The sequence below is a fragment of the Roseimaritima sediminicola genome, from assembly GCF_009618275.1.
GTDB classification, from domain to species: Bacteria; Planctomycetota; Planctomycetia; order Pirellulales; family Pirellulaceae; genus Roseimaritima; species Roseimaritima sediminicola.
Genome location: NZ_WIAD01000026.1, coordinates 39,017 through 64,237 on the forward strand (window position 1 = coordinate 39,017; position 25,221 = coordinate 64,237).

At 63.1% G+C, this 25,221-nt stretch carries 20 protein-coding genes and 1 pseudogene; 11 read left to right on the forward strand and 10 right to left on the reverse strand.

Going from position 1 to position 25,221, the window contains the following annotated elements; genetic code table 11:
- Nucleotides 1-31: 31 nt before the first annotated feature.
- Nucleotides 32-1,090 carry a hypothetical protein gene (locus GE027_RS13430; protein WP_153557717.1) on the reverse strand — a complete coding sequence of 353 codons (1,059 nt, stop codon included), beginning with the start codon at nt 1,088-1,090 and terminating at the stop codon, nt 32-34.
- 117 nt (nt 1,091-1,207) lie between these two features.
- Nucleotides 1,208-2,059, reverse strand: a complete 852-nt coding sequence (locus tag GE027_RS13435) for a glycosyltransferase family 2 protein (RefSeq protein ID WP_153557718.1) — start codon at nt 2,057-2,059, stop codon at nt 1,208-1,210.
- A 1,022-nt stretch (nt 2,060-3,081) separates the two neighbouring features.
- Between GE027_RS13435 and GE027_RS23425 the strand changes: the two are divergent.
- Nucleotides 3,082-3,477 (forward strand): annotated as a pseudogene (locus tag GE027_RS23425) (glycosyltransferase family 39 protein); the annotation flags it as partial.
- Nucleotides 3,478-4,330: 853 nt separating this feature from the next.
- Nucleotides 4,331-4,660 carry a DUF1559 family PulG-like putative transporter gene (locus GE027_RS23430; protein ID WP_237607525.1) on the forward strand — a complete coding sequence of 110 codons (330 nt, stop codon included), beginning with the start codon at nt 4,331-4,333 and terminating at the stop codon, nt 4,658-4,660.
- 55 nt (nt 4,661-4,715) lie between these two features.
- Here GE027_RS23430 and thiO read toward each other — a convergent pair whose 3' ends face one another.
- Nucleotides 4,716-6,623, reverse strand: a complete 1,908-nt coding sequence (thiO, locus tag GE027_RS13450; protein WP_153557721.1) for a glycine oxidase ThiO — start codon at nt 6,621-6,623, stop codon at nt 4,716-4,718.
- 230 nt (nt 6,624-6,853) lie between these two features.
- Between thiO and GE027_RS13455 the strand changes: the two genes are divergently transcribed.
- The 4 genes from GE027_RS13455 to GE027_RS13470 all read left to right on the forward strand — a co-directional run bounded on the left by GE027_RS13455 (nt 6,854) and on the right by GE027_RS13470 (nt 12,496).
- Complete coding sequence (locus GE027_RS13455) at nt 6,854-8,422, forward strand: serine/threonine protein kinase (protein ID WP_153557722.1); 1,569 nt, start codon at nt 6,854-6,856, stop codon at nt 8,420-8,422.
- Between the two features lie 31 nt (nt 8,423-8,453).
- Complete coding sequence (locus GE027_RS13460; protein ID WP_153557723.1) at nt 8,454-9,677, forward strand: 1-acyl-sn-glycerol-3-phosphate acyltransferase; 1,224 nt, start codon at nt 8,454-8,456, stop codon at nt 9,675-9,677.
- 169 nt (nt 9,678-9,846) lie between these two features.
- Nucleotides 9,847-10,971: an acyltransferase family protein gene (locus tag GE027_RS13465; RefSeq protein WP_153557724.1), complete on the forward strand. Its 1,125-nt coding sequence runs from the start codon at nt 9,847-9,849 to the stop codon at nt 10,969-10,971.
- A gap of 4 nt (nt 10,972-10,975) precedes the next feature.
- Nucleotides 10,976-12,496, forward strand: a complete 1,521-nt coding sequence (locus tag GE027_RS13470) for an O-antigen ligase family protein (protein WP_153557725.1) — start codon at nt 10,976-10,978, stop codon at nt 12,494-12,496.
- Here GE027_RS13470 and GE027_RS13475 read toward each other — a convergent pair.
- Both GE027_RS13475 and nirD read right to left on the reverse strand, forming a co-directional pair.
- Nucleotides 12,384-13,235, reverse strand: coding sequence for a cysteine peptidase family C39 domain-containing protein (locus tag GE027_RS13475; protein WP_202617412.1), 852 nt, complete (start codon nt 13,233-13,235; stop codon nt 12,384-12,386). The genes GE027_RS13470 and GE027_RS13475 overlap by 113 nt on opposite strands.
- Complete coding sequence (nirD, locus tag GE027_RS13480) at nt 13,228-13,539, reverse strand: nitrite reductase small subunit NirD (RefSeq protein ID WP_153557726.1); 312 nt, start codon at nt 13,537-13,539, stop codon at nt 13,228-13,230. Before nirD ends, GE027_RS13475 begins: the two co-directional genes overlap by 8 nt.
- Before the next feature lie 134 nt (nt 13,540-13,673).
- Here nirD and GE027_RS13485 point away from each other — a divergent pair, with 134 nt between their 5' ends.
- Nucleotides 13,674-15,509 (forward strand): TIGR03960 family B12-binding radical SAM protein, encoded by a 1,836-nt coding sequence (locus GE027_RS13485; protein ID WP_153557727.1) that lies wholly within the window; start codon nt 13,674-13,676, stop codon nt 15,507-15,509.
- An 859-nt stretch (nt 15,510-16,368) separates the two neighbouring features.
- Here the strand turns inward: GE027_RS13485 and GE027_RS13490 are convergent.
- The gene (locus tag GE027_RS13490; protein WP_153557728.1) at nt 16,369-17,271 is read right to left on the reverse strand and encodes a cation diffusion facilitator family transporter; all 903 of its coding nucleotides are present in this window, start codon (nt 17,269-17,271) and stop codon (nt 16,369-16,371) included.
- Nucleotides 17,272-17,627: 356 nt separating this feature from the next.
- On the opposite strand from GE027_RS13490, the gene flgM reads away from it, so the two are divergent.
- Nucleotides 17,628-17,930 (forward strand): flagellar biosynthesis anti-sigma factor FlgM, encoded by a 303-nt coding sequence (gene flgM / locus GE027_RS13495; RefSeq protein WP_153557729.1) that lies wholly within the window; start codon nt 17,628-17,630, stop codon nt 17,928-17,930.
- Between the two features lie 98 nt (nt 17,931-18,028).
- On the forward strand, nt 18,029-18,526 hold the full coding sequence (locus tag GE027_RS13500) for a Fur family transcriptional regulator (protein WP_153557730.1): 498 nt from the start codon (nt 18,029-18,031) through the stop codon (nt 18,524-18,526).
- Nucleotides 18,527-19,122: 596 nt separating this feature from the next.
- Here GE027_RS13500 and GE027_RS13505 read toward each other — a convergent pair.
- Nucleotides 19,123-19,602: a hypothetical protein gene (locus GE027_RS13505; protein WP_153557731.1), complete on the reverse strand. Its 480-nt coding sequence runs from the start codon at nt 19,600-19,602 to the stop codon at nt 19,123-19,125.
- A gap of 63 nt (nt 19,603-19,665) precedes the next feature.
- Between GE027_RS13505 and GE027_RS13510 the strand changes: the two genes are divergently transcribed.
- Together GE027_RS13510 and GE027_RS13515 are read left to right on the forward strand one after the other, a co-directional pair.
- A complete protein-coding gene (locus GE027_RS13510) occupies nt 19,666-20,685 on the forward strand; it encodes a tetratricopeptide repeat protein (protein WP_153557732.1) in 1,020 nt (339 codons plus the stop codon).
- A 173-nt stretch (nt 20,686-20,858) separates the two neighbouring features.
- Entirely contained in the window at nt 20,859-21,128 is a 270-nt protein-coding gene (locus GE027_RS13515) for a hypothetical protein (RefSeq protein ID WP_153557733.1), read from the forward strand.
- A 59-nt stretch (nt 21,129-21,187) separates the two neighbouring features.
- On the opposite strand, the gene GE027_RS13520 is transcribed toward GE027_RS13515, so the two are convergent.
- Genes GE027_RS13520 through GE027_RS13530 form a run of 3 tightly spaced genes read right to left on the reverse strand, consistent with a single transcriptional unit; the run spans nt 21,188 to nt 25,184 of the window.
- On the reverse strand, nt 21,188-22,141 hold the full coding sequence (locus GE027_RS13520; protein WP_153557734.1) for a CNNM domain-containing protein: 954 nt from the start codon (nt 22,139-22,141) through the stop codon (nt 21,188-21,190).
- Nucleotides 22,138-23,415 (reverse strand): CNNM domain-containing protein, encoded by a 1,278-nt coding sequence (locus GE027_RS13525; protein ID WP_237607526.1) that lies wholly within the window; start codon nt 23,413-23,415, stop codon nt 22,138-22,140. The genes GE027_RS13520 and GE027_RS13525 overlap by 4 nt, the downstream gene beginning before the upstream one ends.
- Nucleotides 23,412-25,184, reverse strand: coding sequence for a hypothetical protein (locus tag GE027_RS13530; protein WP_153557735.1), 1,773 nt, complete (start codon nt 25,182-25,184; stop codon nt 23,412-23,414). The genes GE027_RS13525 and GE027_RS13530 overlap by 4 nt, the downstream gene beginning before the upstream one ends.
- Nucleotides 25,185-25,221: the final 37 nt, after the last annotated feature.

Sequence of the window (25,221 nt, forward strand, 5' to 3'; positions counted from 1 at the left end):
AGACCTCTGAGAAATGGGTGTTAAACGCACCTCAGGTGGCTTGCGTCTTCCTCCGCTGCCAAAAAAAATAGGTGCACGTGACGAAAATCGCGACAACGTTGGCAGCGATGAACGTTCCCCGCCATCGTCTGTAGCCCGGTTGGTAAGACGCCTCGTCACCCGCCAGGTGGCCGAATTGATTCAGGATGAGTGGCTTATCTCCTGGGACAGTGAATTGGGTATCTCCACTTGCTATCAAGGTGCCCGGAAGCGCGTGCATCGCGAAATCCGAGTCGTCGACGTCATTGTTTGCCGAGAGGACCTTCACCGACAATTCTAAATAAGGTTGATCCCAGTAGCTTTTCGGGTTGCGCAGCGAGGCATACGAAACGCGGGTGTTGTCAAACGGAAAATAAACCCCTGGAGAAACCTCCCGGAAATCATCCATCGAGTGGACTGAGAACAGGACGCGGTGGTCGCTTTCTGGGTTGGCGACACGTTCAATCCTCCTTGGCAGGCATCCGATGTTCGGGTCGATCCAGAGCTTGGACAGGTCCGATTGCACGACATGGCACCAGTGTCCATCGATCTTCTCCTGAGCATCCAGCACGCTATAAGGAAATTTCTTCGAGAAGAGATAGTTCGGGAAGAAATCCTCCTCTTTTCGAAGAGCGGAATCGGTGATCGGCTTGTGCAGGAATTCAGTAATGTAGAACACGTCCTCGCACATACGGTCCTTTCCCTCGGCAAGGCTCCCCATGTCCCCCTCAAGGCAAAGCGAATAAACTCCGTCGAAACTCGTACGCGTCGTACTGGCCACCTCTTGGAAGGCCCCTCTTGTGATGCTCGATTTGCGTTTGTCGCCGGCCACGGCGGTTTCCACGCGATAGGGATCGAGGGAAATATCGGCTTCACTTTCGACGGGAAATGGTTCGTCGGGGATTTGCCGCCAGCTCACCTCATAGCTCGCCTTCACCTCCGCCAACTTCGCGATCTGCGCCTCCGCACGCTCGGCGATTTCTTCTAGCGACAACGTCGGCGGCCGCTCTTGCGCCGATGCGAGGCACTGCAATTGCAGTAATGCTGCCATTGTCAAAACGAGACGGATCATTCAGGCACCTCTAGAGAATGGTAAATAAATATTTGTCATCATTTCATCCATGATGCTCATGTCCTGTGCGTTCTCAGCAGTCACGGCTGGCCCTTAAATCATCGCGCTGTCGCAGCGTCACGCTCTCCGCCCGCGCCTGTCCCGCACGCCATACGATTTTGTCGGTGACTGCTGATTATAGGCGTCGCTGCATTCTGGCTGCCATCTTCGGTACCGCAGCAGCGTGCCCAGGCACTCGAGGCCGTCGGATACCAGCCGCAGTTTTTTGCCTTCTTGCGTCCGCCGCGGTGTGTACTGCACGGGAACCTCTCGCACGGTGAGGTTCAAACGGGCCGCTTTGGCAACAAACTCGGGACAGAACTCAAATCCCTCGCACTGCAGCTGCATCGATCGCACCCGCTCGGTTCGCGCGACTTTGTAACAGCAGGCCGCGTCCGACAACCGGTAGCCATACAAGAGCCGGACCATGGAGTTGACGAGGGCCAGTCCCAGGCGGTGGCCGGTGCGGAAGCGTCGCCGGTCGGCTTGTCGCGTCCCGATCACCCAATCCACTTCGCTCGCATTCAGCGGCAGCAGGAGCGATTGGTAGGCCGATGGACAGAGTTCCAGGTCGGCGTCCTGCACTAGAAAATAATCTCCCTCGGCCACCGCGAGGGCCGTGCGAATCGCTCGGCCTTTGCCTCGATTGATCCGGTGCGACAGGTGCACGATCCGCGTCGTCTGCGAATTTAAAACTTCTCGCTCCGCCATCCACTCGGCAATCAAAGCCCCTGAATTATCCGTCGACCCATCGTCCACGACGACGATTTCTTTGCTGGTCGGTTCGGCGTACAAGCGATCGAGCAACGGGGTGACGGTCGCCGCTTCGTTGTACACCGGAACGGCGACGGTTAGATTGGACCGGCCGCTGTTGGTTGTCGAATCGGCTGCTATGGCAACGACCTCTCCGATGCTTCGGTAATGATTCAATTCGCTTGCCGCATTTCATGGTCGTGAAATGAGGGGCCTCCGATTCCTGCCCTCTGAATGATGGGGATTCTCCGGCAAGGGCGATCACGGTGCAAGAAAAAACCGTGCCCGGTGCCCTTCCCGGGCCTGAGATCCCGACCCTCCTCTTGCGCAGGCGGGTTTAGTTATAGGCTTCTACGGAAACGATTTTGCTGGGGAACCGTTCGGCAATAACTCCGTTGTATGCGGAATAGCCCAAGTTGCGTGCTGCGATACCGGCCGACTAGCGATGGACCGCTACGGATGGAAATGCTGTACCCTGGACGGATTCCATGAGCGGAGAAGGCTTTGCTCGGAATCGCGGAGCGCTGGCATGCGGTAGCCCCAGGCGCGAGCCTGGGGAAACGTAGCCGCACCATCCGCCAAGCCCTGGAAGGGCGACATGAATCAGTCCGTGTCAACAGGCGGGGGCGGCTACCGTAGTTCATGCCGTCCCTCCGGGACTTGCGCGGTGGCGGGGTGTCCGGCCCCTGGGTTGGCACCCAGGGCTACCACATGTCGCCACTGCCGTGGCTGCCACGCCGCAATTTCGTTGACCATACAACGCTCGGGCGAACGTTGAGAAATGCCGAAATTATTCCCAAACGGTTCCTGACGTGCTTACGATGAACGATTCGCCCTCCACCGATGGTCAGCCGGCAGGGCCGACTCGCGATTGTCGTCCCAGATTGCTGGGCGGGGTGGTTGCCATGGTTTTCAGCATCTACACATTGATGCTCGGTTGGTCGGCATACCGCCATTCTCCGATTGCCGACGAGCCGGCTTACTTGGCGTCCGGTGTCAGTCACTGGAAACATGGCCATTTCGAACTGTGCAAAGTCAGTCCGCCGCTGGTGCGACTGGTCGCCGCAATTCCCGTCGTCTTGGCCGGCGCGGAACTGGAGCAGGACGCGGTGCCGCTGCATAGCCGCCATCGGATGGAACACCTGGCCGGTCGCGAGTTCGCCAAGGCCAACAGCGAGCGGGCGTTTTGGTTGTTCACCATGGGACGCTGGGCGTGCCTGCCATTTGCCTGGCTGGGGGCGTGGATTTGTTTTTCTTGGGGCAAGCAGTTGTATGGAGCCGCCGCGGGGTTTGCCTCACTGGTCCTCTGGTGCTTCAGTCCCAGCGTTCTCGCTCACGCCCAGATGCTTAACGCCGACGTCGGCGTGACCGCCCTGTCGCTGGCGACATGCTACCTGTTTTGGCGCTGGTCCCGAGCGCCGCAGTTGCCGCTGGCACTGGCCGCCGGTGCGACGCTGGGCCTGGCACTGCTGGCCAAGACCAATGCCATCGTCTTGCCTCCGGTGATCGTGTTGGCCTCGGTGATACACGGATATGCGCAGCCGCAGCGACAGCTCCTGCTGCGACTGCGCCATTTGGCATTGGCGTTCTTGGTTTCGTTGTATGTGATTAATTGGGGTTATGGTTTCGCCGGATCGTTCACGCGTTTGGGCGATTTCCGTTTTTACAGCAAAACATTTGTTGGCGATGCGTCGCCGGGCAGCCAGTTCCGGTTGAACGGACCAATCTGGGACTCTATCCCGGTGCCCTTGCCGGCACCGATGGTCGAGGGCATGGACCTGCAAAAGGTCGATTTTGAAAACAGCAGAGGGCGGATCCGAACCTATCTTCGTGGTCGTTGGTACGACCACAGCTGGTGGTGGTACTACCTGTATGTGGTGGCGGTCAAGGTTCCGATCGGCACCTGGGTGTTGGTGATCACCGGTAGTGCCATCTGGGCCATGGGACGAACGCCCGGGCGTCTGGAGGTGGGATGTTTTGTCGTCCTGCCGGCGGTTGCCCTGTTTTTACCGGCCTGTTTGCAAACCGGTTTTGGAGCGGGGATCCGTTATGTCATGCCAGCGTTCCCTTTCGCCTTCCTGTTGGCTGGTTCCGTTTTCTGTATGCACGCCTCGAAGGTTTGGTTGGCGGTGGGTGCGGCGGCTTTGGTACTGGGGCCGATCGCCAGTCTGCGGACCTTTCCTCACAGTCTGTGTTATTTCAACGTGTTGGCGGGTGGACCGAACCATGGGCATTTCCACTTGATCGACAGCAATATGGACTTTTTCGCAAACCGCGTTCGAGGGTGTGCCGTTTTTAGGAGCACCCTTCCGCGCTTACACGTATTCCGAGACGGTGGATTCACCGGCACCTGGGGAACCGATCACGGCGTTTCCGTATCGGTTCGGCAGAAATGTATCCCTGGCATCGATCACCGATGGGACGAGCAATACGTTGGCGGCGGCGGAGGTGTTGCAGGGACGGCCAGGCGACTCACGGGGGCTGACCTGGTGGGGCGGCGCCTCGGGCATCGTGACCTCGCTCCGGCCCAACACCGACCAGCGCGATGTGGTGGCCGGTGGCGGATGCGTTCCCACAACGCGGCCGGCGATGCCCTGCAGTGACCAACTGGGGCCCATGCAGCGCCGGATGATGGCTTCGCGCAGCTCACATCCCGGCGGGGTCAACGTGGTCCGCTGTGACGGCAGTGTCGCCCAGATCCCCGGCACAGTCGACGGCCAGGTCTGGGAGGCGCTGGGCAGCGCACGAGGCGGCGAGGTGGCGTCGACGATGAACTGATTCCGTTCACAGGCTAGAAGCTTTTGCCACGGCTCAGCCACGGTTCAGCCACGGTTTAGCCACGGCCGATGCGGAAGGCGTCGAGGTCTAGCGGTGGGGCGGCGCCGGTGATCAGGTCGACGATCGCGACGGCTGTGCCGCAGGACAGGTGCATGCCGCTGCGGTAGTGTCCGGTGGCGACGAACAGTCGCTGTGAGCGGGGGACGCGGCCGATGTAAGGGAATCCGTCGATCGTGCTCGGCCGCAAACCCGCCCAGGATCGCACCGGCTCCTGCGCCTCCAGTTCCGGCAGTAAGCCCTCAGCCCAGCGGCGCAGCTCTCCCAGGGCCGCCCGGGTCGTCTCGGTATTGAAACCCACTTCCTCTTCGCAGGAACCGACCAACAGGTGCCCGTCTTCGCGGGGCACAAAGTAGCGGTTGCCTTCGTTGATGACATGGGTCAGCGGCGGCGCGGGTAAACGGTACAGCAGCACTTGGCCACGGACCGGGACGATGTCAAAGGCCAGTTCCGAAGCTCGGGCTACCGCCGACGACCAGGCTCCACCGGCCAGCACGACGTGCTGGCCCCGCACACGTCCGCGGTCGGTTTCCACCTCCACCGCCCCGCCCTGCTCTGCAAAGCGTTGCACCGGAGTGTGCGGCAGCACCCGGACGCCGGCCAGCTCACAGGCCCGGTGCAGAGCCCGCAGGTGATCAGGGCTGCGCAGTTGGTACTCGTCCTCGAGCAGAAACGCCGTACGCAGTTGCGTCGCCGCGCGGCCCCCGGCCAGTCGCGGTTCGGCCTGCAGCAACCCTTCCTTGCTCCACCGCACCGCGTCGATCTGGTAGGACTGCCAGTACTGCTGTTGCCCCAGCAACGCAGCGGCTTCGCCGGGGCTGGTCGCCAAGTAGACGCCGCCGCAGCGCCGCAGGCCGTTGTCGATGCCGGTGATCTGTCGGAGTCGATCGGCCCACTGAGGGTGCAGACGGTGGCTGATCCCGCGCAGGCGGTCCAGCGGATCGAGAGCCGTGTCGGGGTTGGCCGGGGGCAGGATACCGGCGGCGGTCCAGGACGTTCCGCCGCCGATCCGGCCGCGTTCCAAAAGCGTCACGCTCAGTCCCCGCGAGGCGGCTTCCCAAGCGACGCTCAAACCGATCACCCCCCCGCCCACGACCACCACCTCCGACATTAAGGTGTCAGGACTCTTTTTCTGGGTTTCGGTGGAAAAGAGTCCTGACCCCTTTATGTCGGGAGCCTGGTCGTGCAACGCTTTCTGCAGGCGGGCCAACGCGGCGGCGTGGGGTTGGTCGCCTGGGTCGGGTTGGGCTGTGCGGAGGCGAGCTAGCAGGCGGCGGAGGTCGGCCAAGGTGTCGACGTCGTGGCGGGGAGGCAGCAGGTCGCAGCTGCGGCCGGCGCCCGTGATCCGCTGGCGAGTGATTTCGGCGACCCGCTGGGTGCTCCAAGGCATGTCCGTAAACAACCCGTCCATCCACGGCTGCCAGGGTCCCCGCAGTCCCAGCAGGTAGTAGCCGCCATCGTCGGCGGGCCCGAGCACGGCGTCGTGGTGCTCCAGAGCCCGGCAAGCCTGGTGGATGGTCTCCGGCGGCAGGTCCGGGCAATCCGCCCCGATCAGGATCACCGTTCGGCCGGGCTGCAAAGCCGGTTCCGCCACCCGCTTTAGCCGCTGGCCGAGGTCGCCGTCGCCCTGGCCGACGACGTGCCAGTCCGGGAAGGCGGCGGCGACGGTCGCCACGGCGGCGTCGGGAGCGGTGGCAAGGATGGGGGTAAGGAAGTTGCCTTCTCGGAGGGCGGGCCGCAATTCGCCGGTCAGGTGCTGGACGAAGGTCCGATAGATCTGAGCGGCCGTTTCATCGCCCACAGCCGCAGCCAGACGCGTTTTTACGGTGCCCGGCGTCCAGTGTTTGGCGAACAGGCACAGAAGATGCTCAAGTTGTGCATGCGGGGGTGGCTCGGGGTTGGTCACGACAGGCAACCGGATTGGCGGCGAGAGTCAGAGAATTCGGGCAAAGCAGGCACCTTTGGGTTACCTTGAAGGGGGGACTTTGGTATTTTTTTTAACCGGCCGACCAGCTTGACGATGGCGGTGTGGGCAGTTTACCGATTTGTCACAGCCTGGGTATGCGTCGCACCTGCAGCCCGCTCCACGCACCTGCAGCCCGATCCACTCGTCAAGTGGCGATCCAATAAGAGCGAATGACCAAGATCACCTCGGAACGATTTGTCGAACTCGTCGCCAAGAGCGAACTGGTCGACCCGGCCAAGTGCGAGCGCTTGATCGCCAAAGTCCGCGAAAAATACGACGGCGACCTGCCCGAGGACCCGAAAAAGCTGGCCGCGCTGTTTCGCAGCAATAAACTGCTGACCGAATGGCACATCGAAAAACTGCTGACCGGCAAGTACAAGGGCTTCTTTCTCGGCAAGTACAAGTTGTTGGGACATCTCGGTACGGGGGGGATGAGCAGTGTGTACTTGGCCCAGCACATCAAGATGGGCGACCGGCGGGCGATCAAGGTCCTGCCGCGGCGGCGCGTCAAGGATGCTTCCTACCTGGCTCGCTTTCAGAACGAAGCCAAGGCGATCGCGGCGCTGAACCACCCCAACATCGTCCGCGCCTTCGATATCGATAACGAAGGCGACCTGCACTACCTGGTGATGGAGTACGTCGACGGGGACGACCTGCAGGTTCGCGTTCGCAAGGATGGGCCTTTTGATTTCCGCACCGCGGCCCAGGTCGTCATCCAAGCCGCTCGCGGATTGCAGCACGCGCACGATCGCGGCCTGATCCATCGCGACATCAAACCGGCCAATTTGTTGATCGACAGCAACGGAACGATCCGCCTGTTGGACATGGGCCTGGCGCTGTTTTCCGACAACGAAGAGGCTTCGTTGACGATCGAGCACAACGAGAACGTGCTGGGAACGGCCGACTATCTGGCCCCAGAGCAGGCCTTGAACAGTCACGATGTGGATCACCGGGCGGACATCTATGGACTGGGCTGTACGCTGTATTTCATGTTGACCGGCCAACCGCCCTTCCCCGAAGGTTCGCTGGCCCAGCGGATCGCCAAGCACCAGACCGAGATGCCCAAGTCGATCCGCCAGATCCGCACCGACTGTCCCGGCGAGCTGGAGGGCATGGTGGTCAAGATGATCCAGAAGGATCCGCGTTATCGATATCAGTCGGGCGCCGATGTGGCCGAAGCGTTCGAGCGGTGGTTGGCCACGTCCAACGTCCCGGCCAGCAGCAAGCGTTTGGTCAGCGACGCAACCGGACCGCCCTCGGCGCTGCTATTGGGCAGCGACAGCGGTTCGATCACGGTGGATTCCCGCGTCGGCGACGAGGACGAGCATTCCAAGCACGATACGGTCAGCAATACCGGTGGCGATACGATGACCGGCAGCGGAACGTCGCTGTCGGAGCTGTCGCCTTCGGACAGCGGCCGCTTGGTGGCCGTGACGCCGCGGAAAAGCCGACCGCAGGATTCCAGCGGCAGCACGATCGATCTGGAACGGGAATCGGGCTACGAGCCGCGGCCGCTGCGCAGCAGCCAGCCCCGAGGCGTGAAACTGCCGCCGGCCAAAGAAATCGTCTCGCCCAGCAAGATTCCTGGTTCCAAGGCCGCCCGCAGCGCTTCGCCCCAGCCGGTGCACCCGGCATTGCAGTCCAAGAAGCAGATCCCGTGGCTGTTGATTGCCGTCTTCGCCGTGATGTTGCTGGTCGCGCTGGCGGTTGGTTTTGCTCTGGCTAAACTGACCTCTTGATCCACTTGCTTGCCTGCCAGCCGAAACCTTCATGAGCGTCATCGTTGAGAAACCGTATCGGTTTGTTCCGCCCCACCACGGCAATGGTTGGCCGACCTGGATCCAAAGACTGCGGTTGGTCGATCTGTACCTGCGTCGCAAAGAAGGGATCATCGATTACGAATGCCGGCACTGGGATCGCGTGGGGGAATCCCTGCGGCAGGGTCATGGCATCCTGTTGGCGCCGAACCACTGCCGCTATGCCGATCCGTTGGTCATGGGATGGCCCGCCCGCGAGCTGAACCAGCACGTGTATGCGATGGCCAGCTGGCATCTGTTCAACAAGAATCGGTTTGAAAGTTTTGCCATCCAGAAGATGGGCGCGTTCAGTCTGTTTCGCGAAGGTCAGGATCGGCAGTCCCTGGAAGCGGCAATGGATATTCTGGCCAAGGCCCGGCGGCCCTTGATCCTGTTTCCCGAAGGCACCACCAACCGCACCAACGACCGCCTGCAAACGTTGCTCGACGGCGTTTCCTTTATCGCTCGCACCGCAGCCCGGCGGCGGCAGAAAGCCGACGGCGGCAAAGTCGTCATTCATCCGGTGGGTATCAAGTACGTCTTCCAGGGCGATATCGATCAGTGGGCCGACCGGGCCCTCAGAAAACTGGAGACGCGGCTGGGCTGGGAAGACGTCGATACGTCGCGGTTGTTGCCGCGCGTGCGGCGCGTTGCCGAAGCCCTGCTGTCCTTGCAGGAGATCGCCCACATCGGACAGGTACAAAGCGGCAGTTTGCACGAGCGACGCGAAGGGTTGATCGAAGCCTTGCTGGAGCCGATCGAACGCGAGCGTGGGGCCGCCAAACCCGGGGCGCCGGTGCTGAACCGCGTGCGAACCCTGCGCAGTCGCTTGCTGCCCCTGTTGATGGAAAGCGCGGACGAACCCGCCAAGGAGCGTCTACGAAGGTTGCTGAAGAAGGTGGACCTGGCGCAAAAACTGGATTCCTATCCGGAGGGCTATCTGAGCGTGCCGCCGGTGACCGACACGCGGGTGCTGGAGACGATCCAGCGGATGCAGGAAGATTTTTTGGGCCGCCCCGATTCTTCCTATCCCCTGAAAGCGATCCTCGAAGCCGAGGAGCCAATCGAAGTCCCCGCCGAACGGGCGCCACGCGGCCAGGTCGATCCGATCGTGACGGAGCTCGAACAGCAGCTGCTCGGGTTGCTCGAGCGGCTGCAGCACGAAGCGAACGTGCTGGACGAGCCGCCGCCGCGCTGAGCCCGGGCCGCCGCTGCGCTGGGGCCCCGGACGAATCGTTCGATTTGCTTGCCGCCACGGGTGACCTAGAGTTGCGGTGCGAAGGAAAAACCGTGCGGCGCGGGTAAACGTGCGGCGCGGCTTCGCGAACCACCGTCATGACCCGCGCAAATACGCAGCTGTTCGCCCGATGCCGCTTTCCGACCAGCTTCAGAAGACCTTTCGACTCGCCGCTCTGATGGCGACCGTTCTGGTCGTGCTGATCCATTACCGCTCCGCCGATACCCTGGGGCATGATCTGCAAGGTGGGGGCCTGCAGGGCTGGGGGCAGGAATGGTTGGTCAATGGCGTGGCCCGCGTGGCCGTGCCCCTGTTCGCCTTGGCGGCCGGGTGTTTTTATTTCGTTTCCTTTTCGGGATCGCTGCGGGACTATCTACAAAAGCTGAGCAAACGCGTTCGCACGGTGGCCGTGCCTTATTTGCTGATGTCGACCCTGGCGGTCTTCAGCTGGCTGGCTCTGCGCTATGCGACGGCCACGCCGGTCGAAGCCGATGCGGCGCAGCTGGCAACTCGGCTGCTGCTGCACCCGATGGCCGAGCAGCTTTGGTTCCTGCGGGACCTGATGGTGCTGGTTTCGATCGCCCCGTTGCTGGGTTTTTTTGTCGCGCGTTGGCCCGCGGTCTTTCTCGGAGGGCTGTCGCTGTTGTGGATGACCGAGACCCAGCCCGCGCCGATCATTGCCGGCTGGTACCTGGTCAACAACGAAACCCTGCTGTTCTTCTGTCTGGGGGCCTGCCTCGCCCGACAGCCTGCGGTGCTGGGGCGTTTGGAGCGATTAACGCGTTGCTCGGCCCCGCTTGCCGGCGGTCTGGTTGGGTTATGGATGGGCGTGTTGGCAGCGCGGATGGTGATCGCTCCGGAGTTCGACCTGTGGTACGTCCAGGACTATACGGCGACCGGATTGATTCTGCAGAAGGTGGGCATCGCCATCGGGTGCGTGGCGGTGCTGGCGACCGGCGGTTGTGCGGCCCGGCACGCGGCGCCGCAGGGATGGTGGATGCGTCTGTCGAGTGACAGTTTTTTCGTTTACTTGATCCACGAGTTCCCTCTTCGTGAAGCGCTCGAGCGAGCCGGCGGGATGGTCGTGCCGGTCGCTTGGCGGTTTTGGTTGGTCGCCCCGCTGGCGATTCTGCTCAGTTTCGCGGCGGCGGAAGCGGCCAGTCGCTGGACGCCCACGCTGGTGGCCGTGCTGACCGGCGGACGGATTCCGGGCCGCGTGCCGCCGAGTTCTCCGGCTTTGGCAGGAGGTCGATAACGCCATGGACCTGCTTTCGATCCTGTTCGCACTGGCCTCCGTGGTGTGGGTGATCCACCTGATTCGCGTTGGCAGTCTCGCCTTGGCGGCTCTAGCAACATTAATTGTGGGGACCGTTTTCGGGCCCGCGTTCTTCGCCATCGACGGGCCTTTTCAGATCAGCGCGGACCGCGTGTTGTGGGCTCTGGTCATCGGTATGGCCGTGGTGCATTGGCGGCTGGGGTGGTTTCGTTTTCAGGGACTCACGCGCGGCGACTGGGTCCTGTTGTTTCTGGCCGCCTGGTTGGCGATCAGCACTCAACGCGGCGGTCCCCTGCCCGACCAGTCCAGTCCGGTTGCGCGTTGGCTGTTCTACTTTGCGTTGCCCGTGGGGATGTACTGGATCGGTCGCGCCGTCACGCTGCAGTCGGGCGAGCTGCGACGTGTCTTCGGTGGGCTGGTGGCGTTGTCCGTTTATCTATCGCTGGTGGGGTGGTGCGAGATGCGGGGCTGGCACGGTTTGGTGTTTCCCCGGTACATCGTCGACCCACAGATCTGGGAGTTCTACGGACGCGCTCGCGGACCGCTGCTGAATCCGGCGGGCAATGGCATCGTGATGACGATCGGCTTGGGCGCGGCGGTGCTGTTGTGGCGCGAAGCCGGCCGAGTGGGAAAGCTGTTGAATGCGGTGGCCGCGGTGGTGATCACCGCCGGGATGGTCGCGACGCTGACCCGCGGCGTGTGGCTGGGCGGTTTGGTGGCTCTGGCCGTGCTGGCGTACTGGCATGTGCCGCGGTGGGTCCGCGTCGCCGGCCTGGTCGGCGTGTTATTGATCACCGCGGGTGCGGCTTTGGGACTGAAAGATCAATTGCTGCGGTTCAAGCGCGACAAACACTTGTCGGCGGCCGAAGCCGAAAAATCTTTGCAGCTGCGGCCGCTGTTGGCGATCGTGGCCTGGGAGATGTTTCAGGATCGACCGTTGGCTGGGGTGGGATACGGGCGCTACTTTGCGCATTCCCAGCCCTATCACAACCTGCCCCGCTACGGCGCCAGCCTGCAACCCGCGCGGGACTACATGCAGCACAACGTCCTGCTGTCGATCCTGGTGGACGCCGGATTGATCGGCGTGGTACCGCTGGTGGTGCTGTGGATGTACTGGATGGCCTGCGGTTGGCGATTGGCCAGCCGTGCGGGCCCGGGCGATGGGCGGCCTCTGGATCCCGAGCAATCGTCGGTGCACCGTAATCTGGGCCTGTTGCTGTTGGTCGCCCTCTGCGGCTATTTGGTCAACGGCACGTTCCAGGACGTATCGATCATCCCCATGGTGCACATGTACCTGTTCTTCCTGGCCGGATTGGCCGTGGGGCACTGCCACCGCTTGCCTCAGGACCGTTTGTCTCAGGACGCCGCCTCGCGATGGCGGTTTGCGTTGCCTAGCGGTCCAGTTGGATGCCGTCGCCGTGCCACAGCACTTCCAGATCCTGCCGCTGCCACCACTCGCGGCCGATCGATGGATCCAGGATTTCAATCTGTCCGTCGGCCGTGACGCCGGCGGCGACCACCGAATGGCCCATTCCCGGGATCCAGCCCCACTGTCGCTCGTATCGCGGGTCGTCCACCCCGGTTTCCGGCAGACGGACCAACAGCAGGACGGGCCAGTCCTCTCGGACCAACAACTCGTCGATCCCACCGGAAAGCAGTTGGACGTCGCGGCCGGTAGCGTTGGCTTTTAATTTGATTCCCCGATACAGCCCCAGCGTCGGCGTGCCCGCTTCGTCGGTCAGGCAGGGGCCGATCATTTCGCTTTCGGTCGTGGGCGTGCCGGCTTGGGTGAACAGCGTGGCGGCCGCGGCGGGGCTGCACGTCGCCCACGAACTCTGCATCACGACGCCGCCATACACCAGGTCGTCACCGACGGCGGGCGGACGCAGCAGCGGTCCGAGCAGCGGCCAAAGCAAGGCTGGGACGGCGACCGCGGCCAACAGTCCCGAAGCCAGAACGCGACGCCAGAGCGGGGTTTTGGGCAATCGAAAGGCCAGGCCGGCGGCCATGGCAAAGAACAGCGGCGTCCAGTTGGACCACACGATCACGGCCGAGGAATCGACCAGGTGCACCCAGTACAGCCGACCCGCGGCGTACCACAGGAAGGCAAAACCGCCGACCAGAGCCAGCGTCAGGCAGATGGTCCGGCCTTGGCCCTCGGGCAGGCGGGTCCAGCCGCAGGCCAGCCCCAGCGCCGCCGATAGCAACCCCATCACGGCCAACGCGATCACCAGGTCAGTCATTGACCCGCACCTGTACGTCCTCGCCCTCGACTCGCACCTCAAAGGCCTCGACCTTGACGCGGGGGTTATCTTCCCAGGTGCCGTCCTTGATGCAGAATCGCCAAGCGTGCCAGGGACAGGTCACCGTGTGGTCGTCCAGGTGCCCTTCGGCCAGCGACGCGCCCATGTGAGGGCACATGTCGTCGATGGCAAAGAATTCCCCGTCGCGTTTGAAAACCGCGACCATCCGCCCGTTTACGGGGAAGGCCTGGCCGACATTTTCTTCGAAATCACTGACTTTGCCGACCGTTTCGAACTCGCTCACAATCTAGTTCCCTTGCATAATCTGGTTATGATCCGCGAAAGTTAAGATTAACCGACCGGCGCTACGAGACCAGTGGGGCGGCGACCGCGCCGCGAAGCCTCGATTTCCTTCTTTCAACCCCGTTTTGTGAACCGATGATTCAACACGCTCGCAAACGTTTTCTCGAAACCCATGTCTGGCCCAACGTGCAAACGCCGGCCCAGTACGTCGGCGGGGAACGCAACATCGTCGTCAAAGATCATCGTACGGTCGCCGGCAAACTGTGCCTGGGATTTCCCGATGCCTACACGATCGGGATGAGCCACCACGGCCTGCAGGTACTGTACTCGCAGATGAACCGTCGCGAGGACTGGCTGGCCGAACGGGTGTTTTCGCCCTGGCCCGATATGGAGGCCCTGCTGCGCAAGCACGACGTGCCGCTGTACAGTCTGGAAACCTTTACGGCCCTGTCGGAGTTCGACGTGCTGGGGTTGTCGCTGCAGTACGAGATCAGCTCGCCCAACGTGCTGACGATGCTGGACCTGGGCGGGATTCCGCTGGAGGCCGAGCAGCGAACGATGGCCGATCCGCTGGTCGTGGCCGGCGGGCCCTGCTGTCAGAACCCCGAACCGATGGCCGATTATTTCGACGTCATGGTCACCGGTGACGGCGAACCGGCCCTGCCCGAGGTGTGCGACCTGTGGTTGCGGCTGAAGCAGGAGGCTCGCGATGAGCGGGGCGAATTTTTAAGCGGCCAGGCCGGTCGGCGGCAACGCGAAGAGGCCCTCGCAGAGCTCAGCCGCCGACTGGAATACGCCTATGTGCCGCGGTTTTATTCGCCGGAGTATCGAGAAGGCCGGCAGGTCGCCCTGCATCGCACCCGCAGCGACGTGCCCGAGACGATCGCGCCCAGCGTGATTCGCGACCTGGACGGTTTGCCCCTGCCGGTCAAACCCATCGTGCCCTACATCGAATGCGTGCACGACCGGATCGCCATCGAGATCATGCGTGGCTGTCCGCATCAGTGCCGGTTCTGTCAGAGCACGGTGATCAAACGCCCGCTGCGGATTCGCGAGGTCGAAACCATTGTGCAGGGCGCGATCGAGAGCTACGAGAACACGGGCTTCAACGAAATCAGTGTGCTCAGTCTGTCCAGCAGCGATTACCCGCACTTCGAACCCTTGGTGCGGCGGCTGCACGAAGTTTTCCAGCCACTGGGCGTGAACATCAGCGTGCCCAGTTTGCGCGTCAACGAGCAACTGCGTTCGCTGCCCCAGTTGATCGGCACGGGCCGCCGCAGTTCGTTGACCTTGGCACCGGAGGTGGCTCGGGACGACATGCGGGAACAGATCCGCAAACGCATCAAGAACGACGATTTGATCGAAGGCTGCCGAGCGGCGTTTGAGAACGGCTTCGACGCGGTCAAACTGTACTTCATGTGCGGCCTGCCGGGCGAACGGCCGGTGGACCTGGACGGCATCGTCGACCTGGCCGAGCGGATCGCCACGGTGGGCAAAGAGGTCCGCGGCCGCTATGCCCGCGTGACCGCCAGCGTGTCGAACTTTGTTCCCAAAGCCCACACGCCCTACCAGTGGAACGGCATGCAGCGTCGCGAGTACTTCAAATGGGCGCACAAATACCTGTGGAGCCGCCGGCGGATTCGCAGCATCAACATCAAGTGCCACGACATCGAAACCAGTTTGCTCGAAGGCGTGCTCAGCCGCGGTGACCGGCGTACCGGCAAGGCGATTCGCCTGGCGTGGGAACGCGGCGCACGGATGGACGGCTGGACCGAGCACCTCGACCCCGAGCGCTGGTGGCAAGCGATCGAGGACGCGGGACTGGACGCCCAGCAGCAGGTACACGAGCCCTATGGGTTGATGGACAAGCTGCCCTGGGATCACGTGAACGTCAAATACGGCCGAGCGTTCTTGGAAAAAGAACAGACCCGAGCCACGGTTCAGCTAGCCGCCATGGCCAACGCCAAGTAGTCGGCAGGCCAGTGGCATAGGCTTCCAGCCTGTGAACCGTGGCATCGGCTTTTGTTTCAGCCCGAAGGGCGGCATAGCCCCTGCCGGGGCTGTGAGTCCCCGGGATGGAAAGGCCGAACAAATGGAAACCCCAGAGGGGTGGCGCGGCGATCACAGCTGTCCGTGTCGCCCCTCCGGGGCTTTTGTTTGTTTGGGGGTGCTGACCCGGCGGTTGACACCGCCGGCAAGGGCTGTGCCGCCCTGCGGGCTAAGCCAGTGGCATAGGCTTCCAGCCTGTGAAGACTTACTGCCCGTACTCGTACTCGAGACCGACACCGTACCCCGTCGTCTCTTTCAACCCCTAGCGATCCGATTACGAGTACCGCTGCTGCGCAACTAAGTACGAGAGCCAGTGGCATAGGCTTTTGTTTCAGCCCGAAGGGCGGCACAGCCCCTGCCGGGGACGTGAGTCCCCGGGATGGAAAGGCCGAACAAATGGAAACCCCAGAGGGGTGGCGCGGCGATCACAGCTGTCCGTGTCGCCCCTCCGGGGCTTTTGTTTGTTTGGGGGGTGCTGACCCGGCGGTTGACACCGCCGGCAAGGGCTGTGCCGCCCTGCGGGCTAAGCTAGTGGCATAGGCTTCCAGCCTGTGAAGACTTACTGCTCGTGCTCGTACTCCTGCTCGTACTCGTACTCGAAACCGACACCGTACCCCGTCGTCTCTTTCAACCTCCAGCGATCCGATTACGAGTACCGCTGCGCTGAGTACGAGTACCGCTGCTGCGCAACTAAGTACGAGAGCCAGTGGCATCGGCTTTTGTTGCAGCCCGAAGGGCGGCATAGCCCCTGCCGGGGCTGTGGCACCGAAGCCGATGTCAGTTACTCGTCGTGGGGTTCGATGTGGACGTGGACATCTCGGATCCGGGGGTGTTTGGCGAGGATGGCGTCTTTGACGCTGTGGCCGATGCGGTGACCGCGGCTGACGGTCATCTGGCCATCGACCTGCACGTGGATCTCGACGAAGAACTCCAGGCCGCTTTTTCGTACCCTCAATTTTTCCACGTCGCAGACGCCTTCGATGCCCTCGCCCGCCTGGCGGACGCTGGCCGTCAGCGCCGGGCTGGCCTGTTGATCCATCAGTTCCGCGGCGGTGCGAGCGAACAACTGCACGCCGATGGCGATCAAGAAAACGCAGACGACCAAGGCGGCGATCGGGTCGACCAAGGGCGCCAGGGGGCCGCTGTAGGGCGCGATGAAGAGGGCGGCCGCGATGGCGGCCGAAGCCAGGGCGTCGCTGCGATGGTCCCAGGCGATCGCGCGCAGCGAGGCCGCGTCCAGCCGCCGAGCGATGTGGCAGGTGTAGTGGTACAGTCCCTCTTTGATGAGCGCCGACAGTCCGGCCACCGAGGCGGCCCAGGCCGGCGGCGGGTGAGCGGCCGAACCCCAGCTGCGGATCGTTTCGGCGGCCAGCATCAGGGCCGAGAACGCGACCAACAGCGCGACGCTCAGTCCCGCGATCGATTCGGCTTTGCTGTGCCCGTAGGGATGCTCCTCGTCCTCGTCCTGCTGGGCCACGTGCAGGGCTCCGCGCACGGCGCCGGCACTGGCCACATCGCCCAGGGAATTGACCGCATCGGCCAGCAGAGCGGCCGAACCGGTCAGGGCCCCGCCGGCCAGCTTCAGGGCCGCTAGCAGGCAGTTTGCGCCCAGCCCCCAGCCGGCGGCCCGGCGAGCGTCTCGGTAAACGTTTTGGCGATCTTGAGCCGAATTAGAAAGATTCATGGCTTTCGATCTTGCATGGCGAGAGCTCCGTTTGATAGTTTCCGGGGCGTCCGGATTGCCGCAAGAAATTGCCCGGTCGCAGGAGAGTTGCTTAAGGTTGCCAGGTGGCCCAGCCGATATCTGGTAATGGTTTTCGCCTTGATTGCGCAGCGAAGTCTCTCTTCTGCTACGGATTGCATCCCACAAGGGACAAGGATTGCGGCGCCCCGGACCTGCGGAAACCGTCACATTACCAGGCAGCTCGCCCGGCGAGTTGTCGTGACCTTCCCCTTGCGCCGCCCAGTTCGCACGCCCGGCCCCCGGTTTGGTGGTTGGCAGCGACCGGGCCACATTATCCCCTAGGGAGCAATCCAAAGATGCAAATTATCGGCCCCATTCGCGTCTCCGCCAACCAAGCGGCTCAAGGCACCAGCCGGATCAGCCCAGGTCAAGCAAACGCGGCCGAAACCAAGCGCTCCGCAGCGCCGGTGGATCAATTGGATCTGAGCTCGGCCGCCCAGCAAACCCGCGGCAGCGCCCCGCCCGAAGCGGTGGCCGGCGGCGGCGAGATCCGCCTGGAACGCGTCGCGGAGATCCGCCGGGCGATCGCCGACGGAACGTACGAAACGCCCGAGAAACTGGACGCCGCGATGAGCCGCCTGCTGGATCGGCTGGCCTAGACCCGGCCGCCCGCTGGGTCGGTTTCCCTAAAACGGATAATGCCACTATGGTATAGGGAACGCACCCCCGCTCCCTATCTCTGCCAGTTGTCCGAACGATGCTCGACAAAGCTCTCGAACCTGTCGATGTTGCTCTTTCACCGCAGGAGCGTTTCGACGAGTTTCTGCGCAGCCGACGGCTGCGCAATACCGAACAGCGTCGTTTTCTGGTCGACCAGGTCTTCAGCCGCCATCAACACTTCGATGTCGATGGGCTGATGGACCAACTGCCGCGAAAGGGCGAGGACAACTACGTCAGCCGTCCGACGGTCTACCGGACCCTGAAAGAATTCGTCGATGCGGGACTGCTGAAAAGTTTTCAGCTCGACGGCCGCACGGTCTACGAGCACGATTACGGCTATCCCCAGCACGACCATCTGTACTGCACCAAGTGCCAGAAACTGTTCGAGTTTCAGAGCGAAGACCTGATGCGGCTGCGCGACGAGGTGGCCGCCGCCCAGGGCTTCCGGGTCAGCAGCCACCGCTTGATCATCAAGGGCGTGTGCCAGACTTGCGCTCGCCGCCGCCGCAAAAAACGCAAACAGGACCTGGTGTAAAGCGGCATAGGCTTCCAGCCTGTGAAAGTGGCCGCATTTGCCGTAGCTGAACTCGCCAGAGTTTGGTTGGTATGGGTTTTTAAGCACGTCGCAACATATAATTCGGCTTTACTCTCCCTCTGGGAGAGTCGGGCTCTTAGGCCCGGAGAGGGTTTTCGTAGGGCCCTCCCCGGGCCTAAGAGCCCGACCCTCCCGCTGCGCGGGAGGGTGTTGTCGTGGGGTTTTACCGAAAAATTCATGCCGACGTGCTTAAAGCCTGGCGACTTCGGCTTGCGGAGGTGGGAACGCTACTTTCGCGGAGCGAAAGGCGACTATGCGGCTTGGGCACTGCGAAGCTGGGAGACTCCGTTGCGGAGCGTTGGTTGATCGCTCAAATGGCGATCCGTTCCCTTAGACGCAGTTTGCAATCATTGCGGCCGTCGTCATGCCTTCGACTCGAAGCCGGGTACCCAGGGGGCGCAGGTACCTCGCCGAGACGGCACGGGAAGATAAAGCAAGAGGCGTGCCAAAGCGTGACAGCGGGGAAAAAACCGCAATCTGCCACGGTTCCGGCGTGGGACGGCCGAAAAACCATGTAAGGCTTACAAGGCCGATGGTCAGTCTTGCAATCTGTCCAGCGGATCGGCTGAGCCGTGTAGATCCGACTCCTGCAGGCTTTCCCGCAGGGTTTGCAGCATCGCGGTAAAGACCAGTTCGTTCTTTTCGAAATCCCGGTTCTCGCTTTGCATCTGCACCAACAACAGGTCGCCCCGGTCGGGGATCACCAGGGTTCGCGAGACGATCAGCAGATCCAGGTAGTAAAACAGCAGATCGCGAGCGACCTCGCCCGGCCGGCCGTTCTCCAGGTCCGGATGCTGGACCTCCAGTTCCTCGTACTCGGCCCGCATGGCGGTTTCCACCTGGTCGAGCAGTTCGCTGGCGGAGTGCAGGTCGCTGTAACGATTGAGCGCAAAGAAAGTTCCATCGGGTGATTCGATCGTCACACCCACCGATTCGTCGTTGGCCGTGCGTTCGGCCACTTCCCAGTTGTCTGGGTACATGAAACGAACGCCATAATCGTCGAAAGTCGCGGGCATCAGCAGCTCGGGGCTCGCAGGGTCGGCTTGATCTTGTCCAAACGGATTTGCTACGAGAATTCTATGTCAAACCGCTGCTCTGATCCAACGGCCCATGCGGCCGCGGCGATGGCCCGCGCGGCTGCTGCCATGGCCCGCGCGGCCGCTGCCATGGCCCGCGCGGCCCGGCGGGGGCTGCTGCGCCGCGCGATCGTGGCCAGCCTGCTGATCGCGACCGGGATCAGCAGCTGTGGTTGCCGGGCGATTCGGGCTCGTTCGGAGAGCCGACATTCGATCGCGGCCCGTCGGCTGACCCGGCAGGGATTGGAAGCGATGCACGGTGGCCGCTGGCAGTTGGCCGAAGAATTGTTCGCCGGGGCCTTGGACCTGAACCGCGCCGACGACCGAGCCAATTGGGGCATGGCCGAAACGCTGTGGCGGCGGGCCGAACGCGAGGAAGCCGTGGAGTACATGCAGTCGGCGGTTCGGCTGAGCGGTGCGCACCCGGAGCTGTTGGTACGGCTGGGCCGGATGCATTTCGAACTGGGCGACCTGCAAGCGGCCGAGCAGTGTTGTGCCGAAGCGTTGCCCGTGGGCCGCGATCTGCCGGCGGCCTGGGCCCTGCGCGGCGACTGCCTGCGGTGCCGAGGCGACAGCGAAGCCGCCCTGGCGGCGTACCACCGCGCCCTGGCGCTGCAGCCGGATTATCCCGAAGTCCAAATCCAGGCGGCGGAACTGTACCGCCAGCAGGGCCGCTACGAACGCTTGCTGGCCACCCTGGATCGGCTTCGCGACTCCGCCGGTGATCAGGGATGTCCGTCGCGCGTGCACGTGCTCCGCGGGATCGCCATGCGCCAGCTGCAGCGGCCCGACGAAGCGGCACGCTGCTTTGCCGCCGCGGCCGGGGCCAGTCCCAACGATGCCAGTATCCACCTGCAAATCGCCTCCTTGTCGCTGGAAACGGGCGACATCGCGACGGCGGAGGTGGCCATGGAGCGGGCCTTGCAACTGGAGCCCGGTTCCGCCCTGGGGCAAGACCTGCGAACGCACGTCGAACGCGAGATTCGGTTGGCTGCCGAGGCCGAACAGGGGCCGCGGCGCTGAACGCGCCGGGCGGGCGGACTGGGCCGCTCGCATCCGTTGCAATCCTCACAACCGTTTTGGCGACCTTCTGCCGTCCCGCTGCGGGCGCCGGGAAACAATTTGCTCGGCCGGTTTTTGCGGGCTAGGGTTGCACTGTTACGGACCTTGTCTTTTCTCCTGTGTGGACCCCGCCGATGCAAACACCATTCAACGCGGCCAGCCAAACGACCCCCGATACGGCGCCCTCGGCGCCGGTCGTCCCGCCTCGCTTCGTCGAACGTCGCAGTTCCAGCACGCCTCCGCAGAGGGAGCGTCGGCAATTTGGCAGTTCCCACTCGGAACTCTCCGAGGATGCCCGCGAATTGGCTTTGGCCATCGACGGTTACAAGGCCCGTCACCGCCGGCGCTACATCACGTTCGAAGAGATGTTGGCCGTGATCCGGCAACTGGGTTATACGCGTTAGCGGCGGCGTCGCTGAACTCGCCGTCGCTGAACTCTGGCGACTTCGGCTACTTTTTTTGGTCAACTGCTGCCGGCCGTTAACAGGGGCAGCAATAATTGCCGGCGGGTGACGACACTGCGGACCGTGCCGTCGCGATCGGTCAGGACGGCCACTTCGGAGCCGGTTTCGTACAGCCGCAGCAGGACGGACATGTGTTTGTCGGTGGCCAGGGCGTCGACGACCGGCGACGGTTCAACGTCGCGTTGTTCGTTCAGCAGGTCGGCGAACAGCAGGCACCCGACGATTTTTTTGTGCCGCCGCACCAGCACGATGGGATGTCCCTGGCGGCGTGCGGCGCTCTTGGCAGCGTCTCGATCGTCGCCTTCGTCGACCGTTGCCAATCGCGACAACGGAACGCCGAACCGCACGGCCGGCTGATTGCCGATCTCGAACACGTTGTTCGCCAACGCCCGTTGGCTGCCGGCCAGGATCCCCGCTTCGTGACCTTCGCGGAGGACCTGTTCGAGTTCTCGCCGAGCCATCCCCAGGCGGACGTGAAAGGGGGTTTCGCCGGTCACGTAACGCAGGGCTCGGGCCAGCAGTCCCAGCAGCAGCGAGACCGGCAGGAACAGGACGGTAAAGAACAGCAGCACGGGCCGCGTATAGGACAGCAACCGATACGGGGCGTGGTAGAACAGGAACTTGGGCAACAGTTCCCCAAACACAAAGACCACGGGCGTCATCAGGATGGTGCCCAGCAGTTCGGCACTGGCGCTGCCCGACAGGCTGGCCTGAACGCCCAGCACGATCGCCAGGCTGGTCACGTAGTTGGCCAGATTGTTGCCGACCAACGCGGTCGCGATAAAGACGGTCGAGTGATTCAGCAACCAGACCAGTCCGCGCGCGGCCCAGCCGCGGGACAGGCCGTCCAGGACGACGCGGATGCGCGAGACGCGGTACATGCCCGTTTCGCTGCCACTGAAGAACGCACTCAGGGCTAAACCGGTCAGGAACAGGGCCAGGGCCAGCATCATCGCAGCGGCTCCTCGGCGTCGACATCGTCGATCGAGCGGATTTCGATCGACAGCGTTCCGTCCTCGTGCTCGTCACACACTTTCAACTGGTAGTGTTCCCACCGGCAGGTGTCGCCCAGCCGCGGCACGCGCTCGTTGACGCGTTGCATCCAGCCGGTGACCGTGACGCTGCGTCCTTCGGGGCGGGCCAAGCCCAGCAGTTTTGCCAACCGCCGCGCGCTGGTGTTACCGGCAACGCGTAGCAGGCCCGGTTCGACCTCTTCGATCTGCGAACGCGTGGTGTGGTAGGGATGGCGATCGGGGCCGCTGAGCAATTGCCGCATGACGTCGTCCATCGTCAGCACGCCGACCGTCTCGCCGTACTCGTTGACCACGGCGACGACGTGTCGATCCTGCTGGACCATCACGTCCAGGGCGTGCGAGACGGTTGCCGACCAGGGCACGTACAGCACCGATTCGACATGGTTTGCCAGGTCGTCGATCTGGCTCGGACGCAGCCGCCGAACGGCGACCGCCGCGACCACTTCTTCGGTTCCCGGTTCGGCGAACAACAGGTATCCGTCGGGCGGCAACGGCCGCTGGAGGATGTCTTCGTCGACCGGCAGGGTGTCGATGCGGAGTTGGCTGCGCGGGCACATCCATTCACCGACTCGCGTGTCGGCCATCTCCACCAGACGCTGCAGCATGGCCCGTTCGCGGGCGGCCAGGGCGGCGTCGCCGGTGCCCAGATCGATGGCGCGTTCGATATCGGTCAGGTCCAGATCGGCTTCGGGTTCAAAGCTGGGCCAGATCAATCGCCGGGTGAACAGGTTTGCGACGGAGATCACCGGCAGCAGGGGGGACACGGCGCGAACGGCCAGGGTCAGTGGCGGGGCGATGTAGAAGGACAGCCGTACCGGGGAGACCACGGCCAGACTCTTGGGCAGCATCTCACTGCAAAAGATGATCGCCAACAAACTGGCCACCGTGAACCCGATCGCCGCGGCGCTCCCGCCCTGCTCCGCCTGCTCCAGGCGTCCGCCCACGATCGAAGCGATGCCGAAGTACAGCATGTTGATCATCAGATTCCAGAACAGAATCGCCGACAACAGCCGTTCGGGTTGCTCCAGCAGTCGACCCGCCGCGCGGCCGGCAGCACCGCGCCGCGCGAGGGTGCGGAGATCGCGGGCACGCAGCGAGAACAGGGCCGCTTCGCTGCTGCTGAAAAACGCACTCAACACGATCAGGGTCGCCATCGGCAACAGCCATGGCAGGACCACCGGCCACGCGCTCACTCGTTGCTCTCCCCGCCCCGCTGCTGCTCCAGCGACACGTCGAACTCGCTGAGCGCCGGAATCAACATCGCGGCCGTGGCAAACAGATACCCGCCCATGACGGGAAACCACACCAGCAAGTGGTCTCGCTGCAACAGGAACTGGGTGATCGAGTAGAACGTGATCAAGGGCAATAGGAAGGATGCGGCGAAGATCGCCGAGGATGGATTACGCCAACCCAAGGCGGCGTACAGCCCCGCTCCGCCGCCCAGAATCATCGCCAAAAACGGTGCCAGTTGCAGTTCGAACGCGCCGCGGAAACTGACCATGATCACCATGCAGATCGCGACGCCCACACACAAAAAGAACACCGTGCCCAAACTGACCAGCGTCGCCGTCCGGCCGGCCGGGTAATTCAGGCCACAGTGGACTCCGACCGTGGTGACGAACAAATACAAGGCCAACGCCCCGGTCACGGCGTAGACGGTGTGTGGCACCGTCATGACTCCGCTGGCCCCCAGGGCAATCAGAATCGCCAGCGGTACCAGGACCATTTCTTTGGTTACGTACAGCACTCCCAAGATCTTGCCGAACACGAACTCCGAAGGTCGCAGGTCGGTGACCATCAACAGATCCAACGCCAACACGTCGCGTTCGGTGGTCACGCTGTTGACGGCCAGGGCGTTGACCAACAACAGGCTGACCACGCCAAGGGCGGCCACCGGCAAGGTGGCCGCGGGCAGCGAGCGGCCGGCGACCCCGGTGCGTTCAAAGGCCACGCCGCTTTGCACGCTTTGGTACAGGACCAAGGCGACCAGGGCGGCGATCAACAGATAGGCCAAGCGAATCAATAGGACTTTGCGACCATAAGCCCAGGTACGGATCTCGCGCCACAGGATCGGGTTGGTCCAGACCGGACGGGCCGCGCGAGCGCGCCACGTGGTCGAGGCGTGTTGATCGCTGGCCTCGTCGCTGTGTTCGGCTTGGCTGGGCTTCAGACGGACTTCACGCGACGGATTCCAGACCCGCACCCTGGCCACGCCGACGCCTGTGACCGCCGCGGCGACCAAGAGCGTAAAGATCGAGTAACCAACCGCCGGCGAGACCCCGATACCCTCGATCGACGGCAGCGGCGACATCGCCGCGAGCAACGCCCGGATCGGGCTGCCCAGTACGGCCCACGAGGCCGAGACGGCCGGGACGACGTCGCTGGCCAAAATCTCCCAAAAAGCAATCCACAACACGATCGCCAGCACGGTAAAGGCGATCGATTGAAACGTTTTTTCTCGCCACAGGCCCACCACCGTACCCACGGCCGTGGCAAACACCACGGTCGCCAATGTCACGGCGTAGACGTCGAGCACCTGGCGAGCCGACACGCCGCCGAACAGGGGCAACACCAGAAACAAAGGCAAGGCGGCCGCCAGCATGGAAAACACCACGATCAAGCTCGAGGCCAGCTTGCCCACGACGACCTCAAAACCCGACAACCGGGTCAGCAGCATCAGGATCAGCGTTCGCCGGTCCTTCTCCTGCGCCACGCTGCTCGTTGCACCGACGGCCGCCTGAAACGTCAGCACCAGCAACTGCAGCGGGGCCAATAACAGGAACATCGACCCACCAAAGCGAGATAGGTCGCCGACCATCCGCAGCGGTCGCATGCCCGAGAGCACCAGATAGCCGGTACACAGCAGGAGAAACAGCGTCAGCAGATACAGCGATCGCGACAGAAACAACCGCGGCCGCTTGGGGGCCACAACCGCTTCGCGATTAAAAACCGGTCCGAGCATGAAGCATTCGTAGGAGAAAAGAACGAGTTTGTAGCGG